This is a genomic window from Jiangella endophytica, from assembly GCF_003427025.1.
Taxonomy (GTDB): Bacteria; Actinomycetota; Actinomycetes; order Jiangellales; family Jiangellaceae; genus Jiangella; species Jiangella endophytica.
In genome coordinates this window covers 248526-270919 of sequence record NZ_QVAI01000004.1, presented here as the reverse complement: position 1 = coordinate 270919, position 22394 = coordinate 248526, and the positions used below count along the sequence as shown (strand labels likewise).

Genomic DNA, 22394 nt, shown 5'->3' with positions numbered 1-22394 from the left:
CGGGATCACTTGCCGAAGCCGGCGGTCAGGCCGGACACCAGCTGGCGGCGGCCGACGATGAACGCGGCCAGGACGGGGAGCGCCGACAGCGTCACCGCGGCCAGCACCGCCGGCACGTTGACGGCGAACTGGCCCTGGTAGGTCCAGAGCGACAGGGGGAGTACCCGCACGGACGAGCTCTGGGTCAGGATCAGCGGGAACAGGAAGCCGTTCCACACCTGCAGCGCCTGGTAGATGCCGACGGTGAGCAGCGCCGGGCGGCTCAGCGGCAGCACCAGCGCCACCAGGACGCGACCGTGCCCGGCGCCGTCGGCGTGCATCGACTCGAACAGTTCCGCCGGGATGTCGCGGACGAAGTTCACGATGATCAGCACGCTGATCGGGATGGCGAACGCGACGGCCGGCAGGATCAACGCGACCAGGGTGTCGTACAGCCCGAGCCGCACGATCAGGTAGTACACCGGGATGATCGTCGCCTGCACCGGGATGGCCAGGCCCAGCAGCACCAGCCGCAGGGTGCCGCGAGACAGCGGCGTGCCGGCGCGGACCAGGTAGTACGACGCCATCAGCGACACGGTGAGGATCACGACCACCGACGCGACCGTGATGACGAGGCTGTTGCCGAGGTAGCGGAGGAAGTCGTTCTCCAGCACCAGCCGGTACGCGTCCAACGTCGGGTCCGCGGGCGGCAGCAGCGGGTTCTCGACGAAGTAGTCCTGCTGCCGGCGCAGGCTGGTGAGCACCAGGTAGTAGACCGGCACGATCGTGACGACGACCCACACCAGGCCGCCGAGTGCCCCCAGCACGTTCGGCGTCTCGCGGATCCGGCGCCGGCTCATGCGGCACCCGCCTGCTGGCTCTGCATCCGCCCGGCACCGGAGACCCGGCTGAGGAACAGCGACAACGTCAGCCCGATGACCACCAGGATCACCGCGATGACGCTGGCCGGGCCCATCTGATAGCTGCGGAACCCGGTGAGGTACATGTCCAGCGGCAGGATGCGCGTCGCCTCGCCCGGCCCGCCGGCGGTCAGCACGAACACCACGTCGAAGCAGGTGAGCGAGCCGACCAGCATCAGCGTCGACGACGTCACGATCGTGTAGCGCAGCTGCGGCAGCGTCACGTGCCGGAGCTGCTGCCACCGCCCGGCGCCGTCCAGCGTCGCCGCTTCGTACAGCGACGCCGGGATCTGCCGGACGCCGGCCTGGTAGAGCAGCGCGTGGAACGGGACGAAGCACCAGCCGACCACGAAGATCACCGCGTAGAGCGCGAGGTCCGGGTCGCCCAGCCAGTTCGTGGTCAGGGTGCCGGGGGAGAACGCCCGCGACAGTCCGAAGTTCGGGTCGAGCAGGGACCGGAAGGTGATGCCGATGGCCGCCGACGAGAACAGCAGCGGCAGGAAGTACAGCACGGCGAAGACCGCCCGGTACCGCTGCCGCCCGGCGGTGAACACCCCGAGCAGCAGCGCGACCGGCGCCTGGAACAGGTACGACACGACGACGAACACGACGGTGCGCCAGAGCGCGGCACGGGTGGCGGGGTCGGTGACGGTGTCCAGCCAGATCTCGGTGCCGGCCCAGCGCGGCGTGCCCAGGCCGTCCCACTCCATGAACGAGAGGACGGCGACGCCGACGAGGGGGAGCAGGGCGAAACAGCCGAACAGGACGAGGGCCGGCAGCGCCAGCCAGAACGGTGGTCCGGTGCGGCGCATCCTGGCCGCACCGGACCGTCGGACGATCGTCATGTCAGAGCGTGGCGTTCATCGCGTCGACGAACTGCTGCGGGGTGATCTCGCCGAGGAAGATCTGGCTGAGGTTCGTCAGCAGCTCCTGCGCCTGGTCGGCCGGGAGCGCCTGGTCCCACGAGAGCTGGAAGTGCGGCGCGTCCTGCACCAGCCCGTAGGCGAAGCCGAGGTACTCGGCGTCGTCGCTCTGTGCGATGCGGTCCTCCAGGCCGGCGACCGGCGGCACGCTGCCGGCGTCGAGCATGGCGGTGAGCTGGTCGTCGTCGTAGACGAACTGGTTGATGTAGTCGAGCGCGGTCTGCTGCGCCTCCTCGCTCGCCGAGGCGGAGAGCGACCAGAAGTTGGCCGGGTTGCCGACGATGTTCGCCGGGTCGCCGCTGCCGCCCTCGACGGTCGGGAACGTCGTGAACCCGAGCGCGGACGTCGCGAACTCCGGGTTGTCGGTGTGGAACGTCGCGTAGACCCAGCTGCCCTGCAGCAGCATGGCGGCGCGGCCGGTGTGCACCAGCGCGGCGTCGGCGCTCTGGTCGGCCGCGACCGACGCGAACGCGTCGCCGAACCCGCCCGCGTCGACCAGCTCCTGGATCTTCGTCAGCGCCTCGGTGACGGCCGGGTCGGACCACGCGTCCGGCCGGCCGTCGAGCACCGCCTGGAACACCTCGGGGCCGCCGATGCGGTCGGTGAGGTACTGGATCCACATCAGCTCCGGCCAGACGCTCTGCCCGGCCAGCGAGAACGGGATGATGCCGGCGTCCTCGAACGTGGCGACCGCGTCGAGCGTCTCCTGCCAGGTGGTCGGGACCTCGATGCCGGCCTGCGCGAACAGGTCCTCGTTGTAGTACAGGACGACCGGCTGGACGTCGTTCATCGGGACCGCGTACGTGGTGCCGTCGACGACGCCGTTCTGCGCGACCGACGCCATGACCCGGCCGGTGAGGTCGGCGGTCTGCGCGCCGATGTCGACGACCTGGTCGTTGGCGACGTAGTCGGCCAGCGTGCCGCCGGTCCAGTTCATGATCAGCGTCGGGGCCTCGCCGGAACCGACGGACGTGCGGATCTTCTCCTTGTAGGCGTCGTTCTCGAACTCCTCGACGGCGATCGGCTGGTCGTCGTGCTCGCCGTTCCAGCGCTCGAAGGAGCCGGCCGTGACGGGCCAGCCGCCGCCGGTGAGGATCCAGGCGCTGGCGGCGCCGCCGCCCGTCCCACCGTCGTCGTCGCCGCCGTCCGTGCCGGCGTCGGTGGAGTCGCCGGGGCTCGCGCCCCCGCATGCCGCGAGTGTGAGCGCCGTGGCGGTGATCGTCGCTGCCGCCACGGCCCGGAGTCTGGTGTGCCTCATTGCGCCATCCCTGTCCCTCGTTGGAGCAGCGGCTCCGGTGCCGATGGGTTCGAAACAGTTGCGGTCATGTTTCGATGGTTCGGGAGCTTAACGAGGCAGGTGAATGCCGTCAATCACGGGTTGACAACAGTGGCCTGGTCGAAATAGTTTCGGGCGCATGCGAGGAGAGCGGCCGACTCTCGACACCGTCGCGCAAGCCGCCGGGGTGTCGAAGGCGACGGTGTCGAAGGTGCTGAACGGGCGCGGCGACGTCGCGGCGGCGACGCGGCGGCGGGTGCAGGAGGCGATCGGGTCGCTGGGCTACGTTCCCAGTACCGGCCGGCGGGTGCACGGCACCACGCCCACGGTCACCGTCCTGTTCGACGCGTTCGTGAACCTGTACTCGGCGCAGGTGCTGTCCGGCGTCGTGGCGGCGGGTCTCGAGCAGGGCGTCGACGTCGTCGTGACGCACCTGGCCGGGTCCGGCGCGTTGACGCCGGCGTGGTTCCGCGGACTGGCCGACAAGGGCCACGCCGGGCTGATCGTCGTCACGACCGAGGTGAGCCCCGAGCAGGTCCGCGCCTGCGCCGACGCCGGCCTCGGGCTGGTCGCCGTCGACCCCGTGTCGATCGACCCGAGCACCGCCGACCAGCTGGTCAGCGTCAGCGCCACCAACTGGTCCGGCGGGCTGCAGGCGACCGAGCACCTGCTCGGGCTCGGCCACCGGCGCATCGGCTTCGCCGGCGGCCTGCCCGCGTCGCGGCCCGCGCAGCAGCGGCTGCACGGCCACCTGGCGGCGCTGAGCAGCCGCAGCGTCCCCGTCGACGATGCACTGGTGCTGCAGGTGGGCTTCAGTCACGAGGACGGCCGGGCGATGGCGCGGCAACTACTGGACCTGCCGGAGCCGCCGACCGCGATCGTGGCCGGCTGCGACGCGTCGGCCCTGGGCGTGATGGAGGAGGCCCGCCGGCGCGGCCTGCGCCTGCCGGAGGACCTCAGCATCGTCGGCTTCGACGACACCTACGCCGCAGCCTGGACGTCGCCCCAGCTCACCACGGTGCGGCAGCCGATGCGCGAGATGGGCCGGGTCGCGCTCCGGACACTGCTCGGGCTCGCGCAGGGGCAGCGCCCCGAGACCCACCATTTCGAGCTCGCGACCACCCTGGTCGAACGCAGCTCCACCGCCGCGTTCACGTACTCGTAACCCAGGAGTGGTCCATGTCACCTGGCCGTAATGGCTGCCGCACGCCTGAGTAACGACGAGTCGTCACGATCACAGGGACGTGGCCGGCCTGTGAACGGGCCGGCGTTCCGACTCGGCTAGGAGCCAACGATGCCCGAACTCAGCGCGGGCGATACCGCGTGGGTGCTCACGAGCGCGGCTCTCGTTCTGCTCATGACCCCTGGACTGGCCTTCTTCTACGGCGGCATGGTGCGCGCCAAGGCGGTCCTCAACATGCTCATGATGAGCTTCCTCTGCCTGGCGATCGTGCCGGTGATCTGGGTGCTGTGGGGCTACTCGCTGGCCTTCGACGGCAGCCACGGCGGCCTGATCGGCGGGCTGGGGAAGTTCGGCCTCAACGGCGTGGGCGTGGACAGCATGGCCTCGGCGCCGATCCCGGAGTTCGCCTTCGTGGGGTTCCAGGCGGTGTTCGCGATCATCACGGTCGCGCTGATCAGCGGCGCGGTCGCCGAGCGGGCGACGTTCCGCGGGTGGGCGCTGTTCGTGCCGCTGTGGGCGACCATCGTGTACTTCCCGGTGGCGAACTGGGTGTGGGGCGGCGGCTGGATCGCCGAGCTGGGCGCGCTGGACTTCGCCGGCGGCACCGTCGTGCACATCAACGCCGGCGCGGCGGGCTTCGCTCTGGCGCTGGTGCTGGGTAAGCGGGTCGGCTGGCCGAAGCAGCCGATGCGGCCGCACAACCTGCCGTTCGTGCTGCTGGGCGCGGGGCTGCTGTGGTTCGGCTGGTTCGGGTTCAACGCCGGTTCGGCGCTGGGCGCCAACGGGCTGGCGTCGGCGGCGTTCGTGAACACGCTGGTGGCGACGGCGGCCGCGGTGCTGGGCTGGCTGCTGGTCGACGTCGTGAAGCAGAAGCACTCGACGACGCTCGGGGCGGCGTCCGGCGCCATCGCCGGCCTGGTGGCCATCACGCCGGCCTGTGCGTTCGTGAGCCCGATCGGCGCGATCGTCATCGGTGTCGTCGCCGGCGCGGTGTGCGCCCTGTGCGTCGGGCTGAAGTACCGCTTCGGCTACGACGACTCGCTCGACGTGGTCGCGGTGCACCTGGTCGGCGGTGTCATCGGCACGCTGCTGATCGGCCTGCTGGCCTCCGCCGACTTCACCGGCGGCCCCGAGGGCCTGTTCTACGGTGGCGGCGTCGACCTGCTCTGGCGGCAGGCGGTCGCGGCCGCGGTGGTCATCGTGTTCTCGTTCGTCGTGGCCTACGCGCTCGGCAAGATCATCGACAAGACTGTCGGGTTCCGGGTCAGCGAGGAGGAGGAGGTCGACGGCATCGACCTCAACAGCCACCTCGAGACCGGCTACGAGCTGACCTCGACGTCGGCCGGACCCACCCGCAGCGCACCGGCCGTCACCGCCGCCCGCGCCGAGTCCGCACAGGGAGCGTGACCAGATGAAGCTCGTCACCGCCGTCATCAAGCCGTTCAAGCTGGACGAGGTGCGCAAGGCGCTCGAGGCGTTCGGCGTCAACGGGATGACCGTCACCGAGGCCAGCGGCTACGGGCGGCAGAAGGGTCACACCGAGGTCTACCGGGGTGCCGAGTACACCGTCGACCTCGTGCCGAAGGTGCGGCTGGAGGTGCTGGTCGACGATTTCGACGTCGACCAGGTGCTGGGCGTCATCGCCGAGGCGGCCCGGACCGGCAAGATCGGCGACGGCAAGATCTGGGTCACGCCGGCCGAGGCGGTCATCCGGGTCCGTACCGGGGAGACCGGGCCGGAAGCGCTCTGAGCGCCTCGACCCACCGGTTCGTCGCGCTGCGCCGGGCGATCGTCGACGACGACCGCCTCGGCGCGGCGCAGCGGGCCCAGACCCTCTCGGAGCTGGCCGACGGGTGGCTGGCGCGTCTGTTCGCGGACGTGCCGGCCACCGCGCGCCGCGGGTACGCGCTGGTCGCCATCGGCGGGTACGGGCGGCGCGAACTGCTGCCCGGCAGCGATCTCGACGTGCTGCTGCTGGTCACCGGCCGCGGCGACCCGGCCGCCGTCGCCGACGCCGTGTTCTACCCCGTCTGGGACGCCGGCCTGGCGCTGGACCACTCGGTCCGCACGCTCGGGCAGGCGCTCGACGTGGCCGCCGCCGACCTGAAGGCGGCACTCGGGTTGATCGACGCCCGGCACGTGGCCGGCGACGAGGCGCTGACGGAGCAACTGCGCTCCGACGTCCGCGACGGCTGGCGCAAGCAGGCCGCGGCCCGGCTGCCGGAGCTGGCCGCGATGTGCCGCGAGCGCGCGGCGAGTGTCGGCGAGCTGGCCCACCTGCTCGAGCCGGACCTCGTCCAGGCCTACGGCGGGTTGCGCGACACGCTGGCGCTCCGCGCGGTGACGGCGTCCTGGATCGCCGACCGCCCGCGCACCGGCGGCGTCGACCTCGCCCGGCAATGGCTGCTGACGGTCCGCGACGCGCTGCACCGCACCACCGGGCGGCGCCAGGACCGGCTGCTGTTCGAGAACCAGGACGACGTCGCCGCGACGCTCGGGCTGCCGGACGCGGACCCGCTGCTGCGCCGCGTCGCCGAGGCCGGCCGCAGCATCGCCTACGCCTCCGACGTCACCTGGCGCGACGTCGAGCGGACGTTGGCCGGCCGGCGGCGGCGCGGACGGCGCCAGCAGCTGGTCCGGCGCGCCCTCGGCGACGGGGTCGACGAGTACGACGGCGAGGTGGTGCTGGCGCGCGACGCCGATCCGGCCCGCGACGCCGTCCTGCCGCTGCGGGCGGCCGCCGCCGCGGCGCAGGCCGGCCTGGTGCCGGGCCCGCGGACGCTGGCGAGGCTGGCCGCCGAGTGCCCGCCGCTGCCCGAGCCATGGCCGGCGCCCGCCCTGGACGCGCTGGTCAGCCTGCTCGGCGCCGGTCCGGGCATCGTGCCGGTGTGGGACGCGCTCGAGGCGGCCGGGTTGGTGGTGCGCTGGTTCCCGGAGTGGGAGCGGATCCGCTACCGCGCCACCCGCACGCCCGTCCACCGGCACACCGTCGACCGGCACCTGGTCGAGACCGCGGCCGTCGCGTCCCGGCTGACCCGCCGGGTCTCCCGGCCGGACCTGCTGCTGCTCGCGGCGCTCGTCCACGACCTCGGCAAAGGCGTCCCCGGCGACCACTCGGAGGCGGGCGAGCCGATCGCCGCCGCGCTGGGCCGCCGGCTCGGGCTGGGCGACGACGACGCCCTGACGCTGGGCCGGCTGGTCCGGCACCATCTGCTGCTGCCCGAGACGGCGACCCGCCGCGACCCGGACGACCCGGCCACGCTCGCGACGGTGGTCGACGCCGTCGGGACGCGCGAGTTCCTCGAGCTGCTGGCCTGCCTCACCGAGGCCGATGCCACCGCCGCCGGGCCGATCGCGTGGACGCCGCTGCGGTCGCGGCTGGTCGGCGACCTCGTCGAGCGGACCCGGCGGGTGCTGGCCGGCGCCGCGCCGCCGGAGCCCGGCCGCCTGACGGACGAGCAGGCCGCGCTCGCGGAGGAGGTCGGTCGGCGCCCGCCCATGGGTCCGGGCCGCACCCCGTCCGAGCGGGACCTCAGCACGCCCGCGGCCGGGGCGCCGGCCGTCGAGGTCGCGCCGCCCGACGGCGACGCGAGCGGGCTGAGCACCGTCACCGTCGTCGCGCCGCGCGGGCCGCGGGTGCTCGGCATCGTCGCCGGCGTGCTGGCGCTGCACCGCCTCGACGTCCGCTCGGCCAGCGCCTACACCGCCGGCGACGCCGCCGTACTGGTCTGGCGGGTGGTCGCACGCCGTGGCGGCGGCCCGGACGAGGTCCGGCTGCGCGAGGACGTCGCACGGGCGCTCGGCGGCAGTCTGGACGTGGGGGAGCGGCTGGCCGCGCGGGCGGCGGAGTGGCGCGGGCGGGTGATCCAGCACGCCCGGCCGCGGGTGGAGCTGCTGCGCGACGTGTCGGCGGACGCGACGGTGCTGGAGGTGCGCGCCCACGACGAGCCCGGCCTGCTGCATCGGCTCGCGACGGCGCTCAGCGGGCCGGGCGTCGTCGTCCGGTCGGCCGTCGTCGGGACGCTCGGGTCGGAGGCGATCGACGTCTTCTATCTGGTCGACGACACCGGCGCGCCGTTGTCCGCGGCGGCCGAGGAAGCGGCCGTCGCCGCCGCCGAGGACGTCACCGAGACCTCACCCTAGAACGCGTGGTACCTGGTGACGATGTATCGCCTCGTCCCTGGTCCGCTGGGGTCGGCGACCGGCTTCGCTGTGGTCGCCGCTGTTCACCGGCCGCTTCCCGGCGCCCGGTTCCATGATCATCAAGGATCCAGTGGGTCATGGCGCCACAGATCCTTGATGATCATGTCGGCCGTCGGTTCCGTCCGCCCGCGGTGTCAGTATCGACGGGTATCGTCGGCGCTGTCGCCTGCGAAGACACCGAAAGGACCCAGCATGCCTCGCGTCGCCCTGGTCACCTGTGCCGAGCTGCCCGACCTCGACACCGACGACCAGCTGGCGGTCGAGCCGCTGCGGTCGCTCGGCGTCGAGGTCGCCACGCCGGTGTGGGACGACCCCGCCGTCGACTGGGCGGCCTTCGACCTCGTGGTCCTGCGCAACCCGTGGGACTACGCGCGCCGCCGCGAGCAGTTCCTGGCCTGGGCGCACGCCGTGCCGCGGCTGCTGAACCCGGCGAAGGTGGTCGAGTGGAACACCGACAAGGTGTACCTGCGCGAACTGGCCGCCGCCGGGCTGCCGGTCGTCCCCACCACGTGGCTCGCTCCGGGCGACGCCGCCGACCTGCCGCACGAGGGCGAGTACGTCGTGAAGCCGTCGGTCAGCGCGGGCTCGGCCGACACCGGCCGGTACCGGCTCGACGACACCGGCCACCGCGCCCTCGCCGTCGCTCATGCCCGGAAGCTGCTCGACCGCGGCTCCATCGTCATGCTGCAGCCCTACCTCAGCGCCGTCGACACCGCCGGCGAGACCGCCATGCTGCACATCGGCGGCGCGTTCAGCCACGCCATCCGCAAGGGCGCCCTGCTCGACGGGCCCGACCTCCGCGACGGCCGGCCGCTGTGGAGCGAGCAGATCGACCCGCGCGAGCCGACCGCCGCCGAGCGTGAGCTGGCCCGGCGCACGCTCGACGCCATCCCGGGCAGCGACACCCTGCTGTACGCGCGCGTCGACACCATTCCCGGCCCCGACGGCACGCCGGTCATCCTCGAGGTCGAGCTGACCGAGCCGAGCCTGTTCCTGGCCACGTCGCCGGGCGCCCCGCAACGTCTGGCGCGGGCGATCCTCGCTCGCGTCTAACCGATACCATCGACCCCGGCCGAACCCGGCCGCCACCGCACGAGACCGAGGAGCAGTCGTGTCCGAACAGATCCGCATCGTCGTCGCCGGAAGCGAGCGACAGGTCGGTGCGGGCACGACGGCGGCCGAGCTGTTCGCCGACGCCCCCGCGGTCATCGCGGCGCGGGTCGGCGGAACGCTGGTCGACCTCGCCCGGGTGCTGGCCGACGGCGACGACGTCGAGCCGGTCGCCATCGACTCCCGCGACGGCCGCGACATCCTTCGTCACTCGACGGCGCACGTCATGGCGCAGGCGGTGCAGGAGCTGTACCCCGAGGCCAAGCTCGGCATCGGCCCGCCGGTCGAGAACGGCTTCTACTACGACTTCGACGTCGCCGAGCCGTTCACCCCCGACGATCTCAAGAGCGTCGAGAAGCGCATGCAGCAGATCGTCAAGGAGCGGCAGTCGTTCGTCCGCCGCCCGGTCAGCGACGACGAAGCGCGCGCGGAGCTGGCGGGCGAGCCGTACAAGCTCGAGCTCATCGGCCTGAAATCGGAACAGGCCGCCGCGACTCTCGAGGGCGCGTCCGCCGAGGTCGGCGCCGGCGAGCTGACCATCTACGACAACGTGAAGCCCGACGGCGAGCTGGCCTGGAAGGACCTCTGCCGCGGCCCGCACCTGCCCACCACGCGGAACATCCCGGCGTTCAAGCTCATGCGGGTCGCCGCCGCCTACTGGCGGGGGAGCGAGAAGAACCCGCAGCTGCAGCGCATCTACGGCACCGCCTGGGAGAGCCGCGACGCCCTCAAGCAGTACCTCGAGCGGCTGGCCGAGGCCGAGCGGCGCGACCACCGCAAGCTGGGCCGCGAGCTCGACCTCTTCAGCTTCCCCGACGAGCTCGGCTCCGGCCTGCCGGTCTTCCACCCCAAGGGCGGCGTCATCAAGCGGGAGATGGAGGACTACGTCCGCCGCCGGCACCTCGAGGAGGGCTTCCAGTACGTCGGCACGCCGCACATCTCCAAGCAGGGCCTGTTCGAGACCTCCGGGCACCTGCCGTACTACGCCGACGGCATGTTCCCGCCCATGGAGCTCGAGGGCAGCTCGTACTACCTCAAGGCCATGAACTGCCCCATGCACAACCTGATCTTCCGTTCCCGTGGCCGGTCCTACCGCGAGCTGCCGCTGCGCCTGTTCGAGTTCGGCTCGGTGTACCGGTACGAGAAGTCGGGCGTGGTGCACGGCCTCACCCGCGTGCGCGGCATGACGCAGGACGACTCCCACTCCTACGTCACCCAGGAGCAGGCGGCCGACGAGATCACGCACCTGCTGAACTTCGTGCTGGGGCTGCTCAAGGACTTCGGGCTCGACGACTACTACCTCGAGCTGTCCACCCGCGACCCCGAGTCCGACAAGTTCATCGGCACCGACGAGCAGTGGGAGACCGCCACCCGCATCCTCGAGGAGGTCGGCACGGCCTCCGGGCTCGAACTGGTCCCCGACCCCGGCGGCGCCGCCTACTACGGCCCCAAGATCTCGGTGCAGACCCGCGACGCCATCGGCCGCAGCTGGCAGATGTCGACCATCCAGCTCGACTTCAACCAGCCGGCCCGGTTCGAGCTGGAGTACCAGGCCGCCGACGGGTCGCGGCAGCAGCCGGTCATGATCCACTCGGCGAAGTTCGGCTCCATCGAGCGGTTCATCGGCGTGCTGGTCGAGCACTACGCGGGCGCGTTCCCGCCCTGGCTGGCGCCGGTGCAGGCGGTCGGCATCCCGATCGCCGACGAGCACGTGCCCTACCTCGAGGCCGTCGCGGCGAAGTTGCGCGAGAAGGGCATCCGGGTCGAGGTCGACGACTCCGACGACCGCATGCAGAAGAAGATCCGCAACGCGCAGAAGCAGAAGATCCCGTTCATGCTCATCGCGGGCGACGACGACGTCGCCAAGGACGCGGTCTCCTTCCGCTACCGCGACGGCCGCCAGAAGAACGGCGTCCCGGTCGACGACGCGGTCGCCGAGATCGCCGACGCCGTGGCGCGCCGGATCCAGGTCTGACCGTGCCCGAGGCCGACCGCCTGGAGCGCCTGTGGACGCCGTACCGCATGGCGTACATCACCGGCGAGCCGGGCAACGGGCGCGACGGCGACGGCTGCCCGCTGTGCGCCATCCCGGAGAAGTCCGACGAGGACGGGCTGATCCTGCACCGCGGCCGCACGGCGTTCGCGGTGCTCAACCTGCACCCGTACAACCCCGGTCACCTCATGGTGGTCCCGTACCGCCACACCGGCGAGCTCGAGACCCTCACCGACGACGAGTCGCGTGAGCTGACGACGATGACGCAGGACGCCGTCCGTGCGGTGAAGGCGGCGTCCCGCCCGCAGGGCTTCAACGTCGGCCTCAACCTCGGCGGCGTCGCCGGCGGCTCGCTCTCGTCGCACCTGCACCAGCACGTCGTGCCGCGATGGAACGGCGACGCCAACTTCATGACCGTCCTCGACAACACCAAGATCATGCCGCAGCTGCTCGCCGACACCCGCGCCCTGCTGGCCGCCGCCTGGCCGGCCTGACCCGGCGACTGCCTCTGGGCAGGCACCGATAGGGTCGGCGGCGATGAGCGACGCCGACCCCAACTCGCGGTCCAGCACACCGGGCTCCGAGCCCGCCTCGGACGCCGGCGCACGGCACCTCGAGGACGAGCTGGTCACCAGCCACCACGTTCTCGACACCCCCGACGGCCCGCTGCGCTACACGGCCAAGGCCGGCCGGGTCGTGCTGTGGGAGGACAAGGTCGAGGACGACGTGTGGAAGGGCCGGCGGCCGCGCGCCCAGGTCGGCCTGACGACATACACCCTCGACGACGTCGAGCCCGGCACTCGGCCCGTGACCTTCGCGTTCAACGGCGGGCCGGGCTCGGCGAGCGTGTGGCTGCACCTCGGTGTGCTCGGACCGCGCCGCGTCGTCATGGGCGACGTCGGTGCGCTGGCACCGCCGCCGTACGGTCTGGCGGACAATCCGGAGTCGCTGCTCGCGGTGAGCGACCTCGTGTTCATCGACCCCGTCTCCACCGGGCGCTCCCGGGTCGTCGACGGCGAGAAGGCGGGCGACTTCCACGGGTTCACCGCGGACATCGAGGCCGTCGGCGAGATCATCCGTCAGTGGGTCACCGCGGAGGGACGCTGGCTCTCGCCCAAGCTCCTGGCGGGGGAGTCCTACGGCACCACCCGCGCGTCGGCGCTCGCCCAGCACCTGCAGGGCACCGGCATGTACCTCAACGGGCTCATGCTGATCTCCTGCGTCCTCAACTTCGGCGTGGCCGAATTCCAGGTGGGCAACGACGACGCCTACGCGCGCTACCTGCCGTTCTACGCCGCGACCGCGCACTACCACGGCAAACACCCGGGCCGGGAGCTGCGCGACGTCGTCGCCGAGGCCGAGGCGTACGCCGCCCGCGACTACCTCTACGTGCTCGCCCGCGGGTCGCGGCTGACCCCGCGGGAGCGCGCCGACGCCGTCGCGACCCTCGCCCGGCTGACCGGGGTGAGCGAGGACTACGTCGCCCGCGCCGACCTGCGCCCGGAGCACTGGCGCTACTTCACCGAGCTGCGCCGCGCCGACGGCCTGAGCGTCGGCCGGCTCGACGCGCGGTTCACCGGACCGGCCGGCGACGGCATCGCCGACGGCATGGACGCCGACCCGTCCATGGACGCGATCCTCGGCCCGTACGCGACGGCGTACCAGCACTACGTGCGCGCCGAACTCGGCGTCGAGGACACCTCGCCGTTCCACGTGTTCGGCCAGGACGTCATCGGCAAGTGGAGCTACAAGGAGTTCGAGAACGCGCCGGTGTCGGTGCTCGACCGCCTCTCCCGGGCGATGCGGCAGAACCCGCACCTGCGCGTCCACGTCGCCTTCGGCTACTACGACGGCGCCACCCCGTTCTCCTGCGCCGAGGACGACCTCGCTCACCTGAACATCCCGGCCGAGCTGCAGGGCAACATCGAGCGCCGGTACTACGAGGCCGGCCACATGATGTACGTGCACGAGCCCAGCCGGCTGCGGCAGAGCGCCGACCTCGCGGACTTCGTGCGCCGGACCACCGGCGGGTCGCAGTGATCATCGGCGATCCACCACACGATGGTGTGGTCGAACGCCGATGATCATGGGAGAGGGCCGCTAGCCGCCGGCGGTCACCTTGGCGGCGAGGTTGTGCGGCATCGGCTCGTAGCGGGCGTAGCGCCGGGTGAACGTGCCGGTGCCGTGGCTCATGGCGCGCAGGTCGATCGCGTACCGCACGATCTCCGTCTGCGGCACGTCGGCGCGCACCACCGTGCGCCCCGCGCCCACGGCCTCCGTCCCGAGCACCCGCCCGCGCCGGCCGGCGAGGTCGCCCATCACGGAGCCCACGTAGTCGTCCGGGACCATGACGGACAGCTCGTCGACCGGCTCGAGCAGGTTCACCCCGGCCGTCGAGGCAGCCTCGCGCAGGGCCAGCCCGCCGGCCGTCTGGAAGGCCATGTCCGACGAGTCGACGCTGTGCGCCTTGCCGTCGTAGAGCGTCACCTTGATGTCGACCATCGGATAACCGGCGACGGTGCCGCGCTCCATCTGCGCCCGCACGCCCTTCTCGACCGACGGGATGAACTGGCGGGGGACCGCGCCACCGACGACCTTGTCGACGAACTCGAAGCCGGCGCCCTCGGGGAGCGGCTCGACCTCGATCTCGCAGACGGCGTACTGGCCGTGCCCGCCGGTCTGCTTGACGTGACGGCCGCGGCCGTTCGCCTTGCCGGCCAGCGTCTCGCGCAGCGGCACCCGCAGCGCGACGGTGTCGACGTGGACGCCGTGGCGGGTCCTGAGCCGGTCCAGGACGAGGTCGGCGTGCGCCTCGCCCATCGTCCACAGCACCAGCTGGTGGGTCTCGCCGTTGTTCTCCACTCGCAGCGTCGGGTCCTCGGCGACCAGCCGGGCCAGGCCCAGCACCAGCTTCTCCTCGTCGGCCTTGGCGGACGGGACGATCGCGAAAGGCAGCAGCGGCTCGGGCATCGCCCACGGCCGCATGAGCAGCGGGTCGTCCTTCGCCGACAGCGTGTCGCCGGTCTCGGCGCGCGACAGCTTGGCGATGGCGACGATGTCGCCGGCGTGTGCCTCACCGACCGGCCGCTGCGTCTTGCCGAGCGGGCAGGACAGTGCGCCGATGCGCTCGTCCTCGTCGTGTTCCTCGTGCCCGCGGTCGGCGAGGAAGTGGCCGGAGACGTGCACCGTCGCGTCGGGGCGCAGCGTGCCGGAGAACACCCGGACCAGGCTGACGCGGCCGACGTACGGGTCGGACGTGGTCTTGACGACCTCCGCCAGCAGCGGGCCGGCGGGGTCGGCGGCGATGCCGGCGCGCGGCGTGCCGTTCAGCGACGTCACCTCGGGCAGCGGGTGCTCGGCCGGCGCGGGGAACCCACCCGCGATGACCTCCAGCAGCTCCTGGGTGCCCAGGCCGGTCGCGGAGCAGACGGGGATGACGGGGTGGAAGGAGCCGCGAGCGACCGCCTGCTCGAGGTCGTCGATCAGCACCTTCAGCTCGATGTGCTCGCCGCCGAGGTAGCGCTCCATCAGCGTCTCGTCCTCGGACTCCTCGATGATGCCCTCGATCAGCTCGCCGCGGGCCTCCTCCAGGCGGGCGGCCTCGTCGAGCGACGGGTCGCGCTCGCGGCGCCGGCCGTCGTCGTAGCTGAAGACCCGCTCGCTCAGCAGGCCCACCAGCGAGTCCGTCCCGCTGGGCAGGTAGAGGGGCAGCACGCGGTCGCCGAAGCCGCCGCGGATCGCGGCCAGCGTGCCGGCGAAGTCCGACCGGGGGTGGTCCAGCTTGGTGAGGACGACGGCGCGCGGCATGCCGACCGCCTCGCACTCGGCCCACAGCAGCCGCGTCGTGCCGTCGATCGGCTCGGCGGTGGAGACGACGAACAGGGCGCAGTCGGCGCCGCGTAGCCCGGCCCGCAGGTCACCGACGAAATCGGCGTAGCCGGGGGTGTCCAGCAGGTTGATCTTGGTCTGCTCGTACAGCAGCGGGGCGAGCGCGAGCCCGACCGACCGTTGCTGGCGGATCTCGCTCTCGTCGTGGTCGCTCACGGTGGTGCCGTCCTCGACCCGGCCGGCCCGGTGGATCGTCCCGGACGCGACGAGGAGGGCCTCGACGAGCGTGGTCTTGCCGGCGGAGGTCGGGCCGACGAGGGCGACGTTGCGGACGTCGACCCCGTCGGCCGGAGGTACGCCTCCGGCGTCGCCCTGCTCTCCTGTCTGGTGCCGTGTCGCCATGCGCCAGCCTCCTGCCTCGCAGGCGACGCGCGGCCCGGCGGTCCCAGCGCCTCGATGCGCCGCCGCGGTTCGTAGATGTGGTGATGGCCACTTTGGTGCCCGACGCGTGGATGCGCAAGGGTGATCGGCATAACGCCAGTAGCATGGCGGCGCCGGATACTGCTCAATCAGCGCTCCGGCTACGGACATCTGGAGTCGAACGGACGGGCGATGCTCGACAAGTACACCCGGGTCTATTCGACCCGCATCCTGACTCCGGCCGCACGCGGCATGCTGCGGCTGGGGCTGGGCCCGGATGCGGTGACGGTCATCGGCACCCTCGGCGTCGTCGCCGGTGCCCTGATCTTCTACCCGCAGGGGGAGTTCCTCTGGGGAACGCTGTTCATCACGGCCTTCGTGTTCTTCGACAACATCGACGGCATCATGGCGCGGCTGCAGGGCCGGACCAGCAAATGGGGGGCGTTCCTCGACTCCACGCTGGACCGCTTCGGCGACGCCGCCATCTTCGGCGGGCTGGCGATGTGGTTCGCCGGCGACGGCCACAACCTGCGCATGGTGGCACTGCTGATCGCCTGCCTCACGCTGGGCGCCGTCGTCTCGTACGCGAAGGCACGGGCCGAGAGCCTCGGCTACACCGCCGGCGGCGGCATCGCCGAGCGGGCCGACCGCCTGGTCGCGATCCTTCTCGTGACCGGGCTGGTCGGGCTGCTCGACCTGCCCGTCGTGGTGCTCGAGGTGCTGCTGTGGCTGCTGACGGCGGCCAGCGCGTGGACGGTGTGGCACCGCGTCAACACGGTGCGGCGGCAGGCGGCCCTGGAGTGAGTGCGTTCAGCGACCGGCGCCAGCTGTGGCTCTACAGCACCGGCTGGAAAGCGGTCCAGCACATGCCGGAACGGGCCGCGTACCGGTCGTTCCGGACCATCGCCGACTTCTTCTGGCGTCGTCGCAGCCCGTCGGTGCGGCGGCTGGAGCTGAACCTGGCCCGGGTCGGCAAGTACACCCCCGACGAGCTGCGCGAGCTGACCCGCCTGGGTGCCCGCTCGTACATGCGGTACTGGTGCGACGCGTTCCGGATGTCCGAGTGGAGCCACGAGCGCATCCTCGACCGCGTCCGCGTGGTCGACGAGTACCGCCTGCGCGACGCACTGGCCGCCGGCCGGGGCGTCGTCGTCCCGCTGCCGCACATGGGCAACTGGGACTGGGCCGGAGCGTGGGCCTGCCTCACCGGCGCGCCGCTGGCGACGGTGGCCGAGCGGCTGCGCCCGGAGGCGCTGTATGAGCGGTTCGTCACCTATCGCGAGGCGCTGGGCATGACGGTGCACCCGCTGGGCGGCGACGGCGTCATGAGCGCGCTGGCCGAGCACCTGAACCGCGGCGGCCTGGTCTGCCTGCCGGCCGAGCGCGACCTGTCGCGGCGCGGCATCCCCGTCACGCTGTTCGGCGAGCCGACCCGCATGCCGGCCGGCAGCGCGATGCTGGCGCTGCGCACCGGGGCCGCGCTGATCCCCGTCACGCTGTCGTACGAGGGCCGCGAGCCCGACCACCGCCTGGTGATCCGCTTCCACGAGCCGATCGAGCCGCCGGAGGAGCGCGGCGAGCGGCTTGCGACGATGACACAGCGGATCGCCGACGCGTTCGAGGTCGGCATCCGTGCCAACCCCGAGGACTGGCACATGACACAGCGGCTGTTCCTGGCCGACCTGGACGTCAACGACCCGCGGCGGCGGCCGCACTCGGTGGCACCGTGAAGGTCGGCATCGCCTGCCCGTACTCCTGGGACGTCCCCGGCGGCGTCCAGGTGCACATCCGCGACTTCACCGAGGAACTGACCAGCCGCGGGCACAAGGTGTCCGTCCTCGCGCCCGGCGATGACGACGACGACCTCCCCCCGTACGTCACCACGGTCGGGCGGCCGGTGGCGATCCCGTACAACGGGTCGGTGGCGCGCGTCGCGTTCGGGCCGCGGATCGCCGCCCGGGTGCGTCGCTGGCTGGTCGACGGCCAGTTCGACGTCGTGCACGTGCACGAGCCGGCGTCGCTGTCGCTGGGGCTGATCACCACGCTGTGGGCCGAGGTGCCGATCGTCGCGACGTCACACTCCGCGATGCGCAGGTCCCGGGCCATGAGCGCCGCGCAGGGCATCCTCAAGTCGGCGTTCGAGAAGTTCACCGCCCACATCGCCGTGTCCGAGGAGGCCCGGCGCACCGTCGTCCAGCACCTCGGCGTCGACGCCGTCCTCATCCCGAACGGCCTGTTCGTCGACCGGTTCGCCGTCGCGCCGAAGGAGGAGTGGCGCTCGCCCGACGGCACGCTGTCCTTCCTCGGCCGGCTGGACGAGCCGCGCAAGGGCCTGCAGGTGCTGCTCAAGGCGTGGTCCGCGGTCCACGACGCGTTCCCGAAGGCCCGGCTGCTGGTCGCCGGGCCTGGAGACATCGACGGCATCCGCCGCGGCATCGACAGCCGGCACCGCGACGCCGTCGAGTTCCTGGGCGCCGTCAGCGACGAGGACAAGGCGGCCATGCTGGCGACCAGCGACATCTACGTCGCGCCGCAGACCGGCGGCGAGTCCTTCGGCATCGTCCTCGCCGAGGCCATGGCGGCGGGCGCGCCGGTGCTGGCCAGCGACCTGGAGGCGTTTCGGGCCGTCCTCGACGGCGGCCGCCTGGGCGCGCTGGTGCCCATCGGCGACGCGTCCGCGCTCGCGGACGAGGCGATCGCGCTGCTGGGCGACCCCGCACGACGGGCGCGGTACCGCGCGGCGGCGTCGCTCGGGGTGCGCCGCTACGACTGGTCGCGGGTCGCCGACGAGGTGCTGGCGGTGTACGAGATGGCCATCGCCGTCGGGTCCGGCGGCCACACGTTCAAGTTGCCGGGGCTGCCGTGAACTGGGAATGGCTGTTCGTCACGATCGTCGTCCTCGCCGCACTGGGCGTGTACCTGTCCTGGACGGCCGGCCGGCTGGACCGCCGGCACGCCCGGCTGGAGGCATCGCGGGCGGTGCTGGACGCCGAGCTGCTGCGGCGGTCCGGGTCGGTGCTGGACCTCGCGACGGCGGGGCTCCTCGACCCCGCCACGTCGGTGGCCCTGGCCGATGCGGCGTCGCGGGCCCGGACCGCGGGCGAGGGCGCGGAGCGCTACCAGGCCGAGAGCGACCTGACCGCCGTGCTGACGGTGGTGCTGGACGATCCCGCCGACCTCGAGCCGCTGCGCTCGGATCCGGCGGCCGAGGCCTCGCTGGAGGATCTGGCCATGGCGTGCCGGCGGGCCGCGCACGCGCGGCGCTTCCACAACGAGCTGGTCCGTGGGGCGGTGCGGTTGCGGCGGAAGGCGTTCGTGCGCTGGTTGCGGCTGGCCGGCTATGCGCCGATGCCCGAGACCGTCGAGTTGGACGACACCGTGCCGCGGGGGTTGGCCTCGGAGTAGGCCCTTGCTCCGGTTGGCCGGAAATGATCACGTTGAGTAGGGGTGTTACCGCTCCACCACCCATGCATTCCTGGTGAAGCGTGAGAACGCCTGGGGTGAGCCGGCGCGTGCGCTGTCCGGCCGCCCGGAGCGCAAGAACGGGCGCGCAGGGTGTCACCCGCGAGGACGTACCATGGACCTGTCCACCCGTCCATCGACTCATGAGGTTCGAGCAGCAGTGTCCGAAGAGACGCAGTCCACCGTCGGTACCGCCCGGGTCAAGCGTGGCATGGCCGAGATGCTCAAGGGCGGTGTGATCATGGACGTGGTCACCGCCGAGCAGGCCCGCATCGCCGAGGACGCCGGCGCCGTCGCCGTCATGGCGCTCGAGCGGGTACCGGCCGACATCCGCGCCCAGGGCGGCGTGGCGCGCATGAGCGACCCCGACCTCATCGACGGCATCATCGACGCGGTGTCGATCCCCGTCATGGCGAAGGCGCGCATCGGTCACTTCGTCGAGGCGCAGGTGCTGCAGAGCCTGGGCGTCGACTACATCGACGAGTCCGAGGTGCTCACTCCGGCCGACTACGAACACCACATCGACAAGTGGAAGTTCACCGTGCCGTTCGTGTGCGGCGCGACGAACCTCGGCGAGGCGCTGCGCCGCATCGCCGAGGGCGCGGCCATGATCCGCTCGAAGGGCGAGGCCGGCACCGGCGACGTCTCCAACGCGACGACCCACATGCGGCAGCTGCGCGACCAGATCACCCGGCTGTCGTCGCTGCCCGAGGACGAGCTGTACGTGGCCGCCAAGGAGCTCCAGGCGCCGTACGAGCTGGTCCGCGAGGTCGCTCAGGCCGGCAAGCTCCCGGTGGTGCTGTTCACCGCCGGCGGCATCGCCACGCCGGCCGACGCCGCCATGATGATGCAGCTGGGCGCCGAGGGTGTCTTCGTCGGCTCGGGCATCTTCAAGTCCGGCGACCCCGCCCGCCGCGCCGAGGCCATTGTCAAGGCCACCACGTTCTACAACGACCCCGACACGCTGGCGAAGGTGTCGCGCGGGCTCGGCGAGGCCATGGTCGGCATCAACGTCGCCGACGTTCCCGAGCCGCACCGGCTGGCCGAGCGCGGCTGGTGAGCCTGCGGCCGTGACGGCAGACGCCTCCGACCTGGGGGAGTGGCGCGACGACGACGGCGTCTGGTTCCGCCGCGCCGCCCGGGTCATCGCCGCCGACGCCGAGGGGCGGGTGCTGGTGATGCGCGGCGTCGACCCCGCCGCGCACGACCACGTCTGGTGGATCACCCCAGGTGGCGGCCTCGAACCCGACGAGGACGAGCGCAGCGGCGCCGTCCGCGAGCTGTACGAGGAGAGCGGCATCCGGCTGGACCCGGCCGAGCTGGCCGGTCCGGTCGCCGCCCGCAGCGCCAGGTTCAGCTTCGACGGCCGCCCCTACCGCCAGGACGAGGTGCTGTTCTTCGCCCGCGTCGTCGACGCGGGCGAAGAGCTCGACACCACCGGCTGGACGGCGGTCGAGCGGGCGTCGCTGACGGAACTGCGCTGGTGCACGGCCGACGAGCTCGACGCCGTCAGCGAGCCGATCTACCCGCCCGCGCTGCCGTCGATCGTGCGCGGCCTGCTCGACCGCGGCTGGGACGGCGTCGCCCGTACGGTCGACTGACCTCGGGGACGGTAAAATCGGAGGTCGGCACCCCCCGAACGAAAGGCGCACCGTGACCCAGCCCACCGTGGGCGTCCTCGCCCTGCAGGGCGACGTCCGCGAGCACCAGCGCATGCTGGCCGAGGTCGGCGCGCAGAGCACGACGGTCCGCACACCGGCCGAGCTCGACGCCGTCGACGCCCTCGTGCTGCCCGGCGGCGAGTCGACCACCATGTGGCGGCTGGCCAGGACGTTCGGGCTGCTCGAGCCGCTGCGCAAGCGGGTCGCCGGCGGCATGCCGGCCTACGGATCGTGCGCCGGCATGATCATGCTCGCCGACCGCATCGAGGGCGGCGTCGCCGGCCAGGAGACCGTCGGCGGCATGGACATCACGGTGCGGCGCAACGCGTTCGGCCGCCAGGTCGACTCCTTCGAGGGCGACCTCGACTTCCCGGCACTCGGCGCCGGCCCGGCGTTCCACGCGGTGTTCATCCGGGCGCCGTGGGTCGAGAAGGTCGGCGACGGTGTCGACATCCTCGCCCGCGTGGCAACGGCCGACGGGGGCAACACCGGTAATATCGTCGCGGTCCGGCAGGGACGGCTCCTGGCCACGTCCTTCCACCCGGAACTGACCGCGGACGCGCGTGTGCACGCGCTCTTCCTCGACATCGTGAAGGAGGCTTGACCCCTTATGTCCGGCCACTCCAAGTGGGCGACCACCAAGCACAAGAAGGCCCTGGTCGACGCGAAGCGGGGAAAGCTCTTCGCCAAGCTGATCAAGAACGTCGAGGTGGCGGCCCGCACCGGCGGCGGCGACCCCGCCGGCAACCCGACGCTCTACGACGCCATCCAGAAGGCCAAGAAGTCGTCGGTCCCCAACGACAACATCGACCGCGCCGTCAAGCGCGGCTCCGGCGCCGAGGGCGGCGGGGCCGAGTACCAGACGATCATGTACGAGGGCTACGGCCCCAACGGCGTCGCGGTGCTCATCGAGTGCCTCACCGACAACCGCAACCGCGCGGCGTCCGAGGTCCGGGTCGCCATGACCCGCAACGGCGGCTCCATGGCCGACCCCGGCTCGGTCTCCTACATGTTCGACCGCAAGGGCGTCGTCGTCGTGCCGGCAGCCCAGGAGGGCGGGCGCACGCTCACCGAGGACGACCTGCTCGAGGCGGTGCTCGACGCCGGCGCGGACGAGGTCGAGGACCTCGGCGAGGCGTTCGAGATCCGCAGCGAGGCCACCGACCTCGTCGCCGTCCGCACCGCGGTCCAGCAGGCCGGCCTCGACTACGACTCCGCCGAGTCGTCGTTCGTCCCGTCGGTCAGCGTCCCGCTCGACGAGGACGGCGCCCGGAAGATCTTCCGGCTCATCGACGCCCTCGAGGACAGCGACGACGTCCAGAACGTGTGGGCCAACTTCGACGTCTCCGACGACGTCATGGCCGCGGTCGGCTGACGGCGCGCCTGCGCGGGCGCCGCCGAGGCGGCCGCTAGGCTCGGCACCGAACTGGTGTTCG

20 protein-coding genes are annotated in these 22394 nt (G+C 72.2%); 16 read left to right on the top strand and 4 right to left on the bottom strand.

The features are described 5' to 3' along the window. Positions 1-5 precede the first annotated feature (5 nt). The 3 genes from DZA62_RS10685 to DZA62_RS10675 are packed head-to-tail and all read right to left on the bottom strand — an operon-like array spanning position 6 to position 3080. Entirely contained in the window at positions 6-839 is an 834-nt protein-coding gene (locus tag DZA62_RS10685; protein ID WP_116948861.1) for a carbohydrate ABC transporter permease, read from the bottom strand. Further along, positions 836-1744, bottom strand: coding sequence for a carbohydrate ABC transporter permease (locus DZA62_RS10680; protein ID WP_116948860.1), 909 nt, complete (start codon positions 1742-1744; stop codon positions 836-838). Before DZA62_RS10680 ends, DZA62_RS10685 begins: the two co-directional genes overlap by 4 nt. A 1-nt stretch (position 1745) precedes the next feature. Continuing rightward, positions 1746-3080, bottom strand: a complete 1335-nt coding sequence (locus DZA62_RS10675) for an extracellular solute-binding protein (protein ID WP_116948859.1) — start codon at positions 3078-3080, stop codon at positions 1746-1748. A gap of 157 nt (positions 3081-3237) precedes the next feature. Between DZA62_RS10675 and DZA62_RS10670 the strand changes: the two genes are divergently transcribed. The 8 genes from DZA62_RS10670 (at position 3238) to DZA62_RS10635 (ending at position 13627) form a co-directional block, all read left to right on the top strand. Further along, positions 3238-4263 (top strand): LacI family DNA-binding transcriptional regulator, encoded by a 1026-nt coding sequence (locus tag DZA62_RS10670; protein ID WP_116948858.1) that lies wholly within the window; start codon positions 3238-3240, stop codon positions 4261-4263. A gap of 129 nt (positions 4264-4392) precedes the next feature. Beyond that, positions 4393-5688, top strand: a complete 1296-nt coding sequence (locus tag DZA62_RS10665; RefSeq protein ID WP_116948857.1) for an ammonium transporter — start codon at positions 4393-4395, stop codon at positions 5686-5688. Between the two features lie 4 nt (positions 5689-5692). Continuing rightward, positions 5693-6031, top strand: coding sequence for a P-II family nitrogen regulator (locus DZA62_RS10660; RefSeq protein ID WP_116948856.1), 339 nt, complete (start codon positions 5693-5695; stop codon positions 6029-6031). Continuing rightward, on the top strand, positions 6028-8424 hold the full coding sequence (locus DZA62_RS10655; RefSeq protein ID WP_269813868.1) for a [protein-PII] uridylyltransferase: 2397 nt from the start codon (positions 6028-6030) through the stop codon (positions 8422-8424). Before DZA62_RS10660 ends, DZA62_RS10655 begins: the two co-directional genes overlap by 4 nt. 252 nt (positions 8425-8676) lie before the next feature. Beyond that, on the top strand, positions 8677-9537 hold the full coding sequence (locus tag DZA62_RS10650) for an ATP-grasp domain-containing protein (protein ID WP_116948854.1): 861 nt from the start codon (positions 8677-8679) through the stop codon (positions 9535-9537). Positions 9538-9595: 58 nt separating this feature from the next. After that, on the top strand, positions 9596-11569 hold the full coding sequence (gene thrS / locus DZA62_RS10645; protein ID WP_116948853.1) for a threonine--tRNA ligase: 1974 nt from the start codon (positions 9596-9598) through the stop codon (positions 11567-11569). 2 nt (positions 11570-11571) lie between these two features. Beyond that, positions 11572-12081, top strand: a complete 510-nt coding sequence (locus tag DZA62_RS10640; RefSeq protein ID WP_232827352.1) for an HIT family protein — start codon at positions 11572-11574, stop codon at positions 12079-12081. Between the two features lie 43 nt (positions 12082-12124). Beyond that, entirely contained in the window at positions 12125-13627 is a 1503-nt protein-coding gene (locus DZA62_RS10635) for a S10 family peptidase (RefSeq protein ID WP_116948852.1), read from the top strand. Positions 13628-13687: 60 nt separating this feature from the next. Here DZA62_RS10635 and DZA62_RS10630 read toward each other — a convergent pair whose 3' ends face one another. Beyond that, positions 13688-15817, bottom strand: a complete 2130-nt coding sequence (locus DZA62_RS10630; RefSeq protein WP_116948851.1) for an elongation factor G-like protein EF-G2 — start codon at positions 15815-15817, stop codon at positions 13688-13690. Between the two features lie 210 nt (positions 15818-16027). Between DZA62_RS10630 and pgsA the strand changes: the two genes are divergently transcribed. From pgsA to DZA62_RS10590, 8 genes are all read left to right on the top strand, one after another. Beyond that, entirely contained in the window at positions 16028-16639 is a 612-nt protein-coding gene (gene pgsA / locus DZA62_RS10625; protein ID WP_116948850.1) for a phosphatidylinositol phosphate synthase, read from the top strand. Beyond that, entirely contained in the window at positions 16636-17565 is a 930-nt protein-coding gene (locus DZA62_RS10620) for a phosphatidylinositol mannoside acyltransferase (RefSeq protein WP_116948849.1), read from the top strand. The genes pgsA and DZA62_RS10620 overlap by 4 nt, the downstream gene beginning before the upstream one ends. Continuing rightward, a complete protein-coding gene (locus DZA62_RS10615; RefSeq protein ID WP_116948848.1) occupies positions 17562-18701 on the top strand; it encodes a glycosyltransferase family 4 protein in 1140 nt (379 codons plus the stop codon). Before DZA62_RS10620 ends, DZA62_RS10615 begins: the two co-directional genes overlap by 4 nt. Further along, positions 18698-19240, top strand: coding sequence for a hypothetical protein (locus DZA62_RS10610; RefSeq protein WP_198663625.1), 543 nt, complete (start codon positions 18698-18700; stop codon positions 19238-19240). The genes DZA62_RS10615 and DZA62_RS10610 overlap by 4 nt, the downstream gene beginning before the upstream one ends. Positions 19241-19457: 217 nt before the next feature. Continuing rightward, positions 19458-20357, top strand: a complete 900-nt coding sequence (pdxS, locus tag DZA62_RS10605) for a pyridoxal 5'-phosphate synthase lyase subunit PdxS (RefSeq protein WP_116948847.1) — start codon at positions 19458-19460, stop codon at positions 20355-20357. 10 nt (positions 20358-20367) lie between these two features. Further along, positions 20368-20898 (top strand): NUDIX hydrolase, encoded by a 531-nt coding sequence (locus DZA62_RS10600; protein ID WP_198663623.1) that lies wholly within the window; start codon positions 20368-20370, stop codon positions 20896-20898. A 112-nt stretch (positions 20899-21010) separates the two neighbouring features. Beyond that, positions 21011-21562, top strand: coding sequence for a pyridoxal 5'-phosphate synthase glutaminase subunit PdxT (gene pdxT, locus DZA62_RS10595; RefSeq protein WP_232827377.1), 552 nt, complete (start codon positions 21011-21013; stop codon positions 21560-21562). 6 nt (positions 21563-21568) lie between these two features. Then, entirely contained in the window at positions 21569-22333 is a 765-nt protein-coding gene (locus DZA62_RS10590; RefSeq protein ID WP_116948845.1) for a YebC/PmpR family DNA-binding transcriptional regulator, read from the top strand. Positions 22334-22394 lie beyond the last annotated feature (61 nt).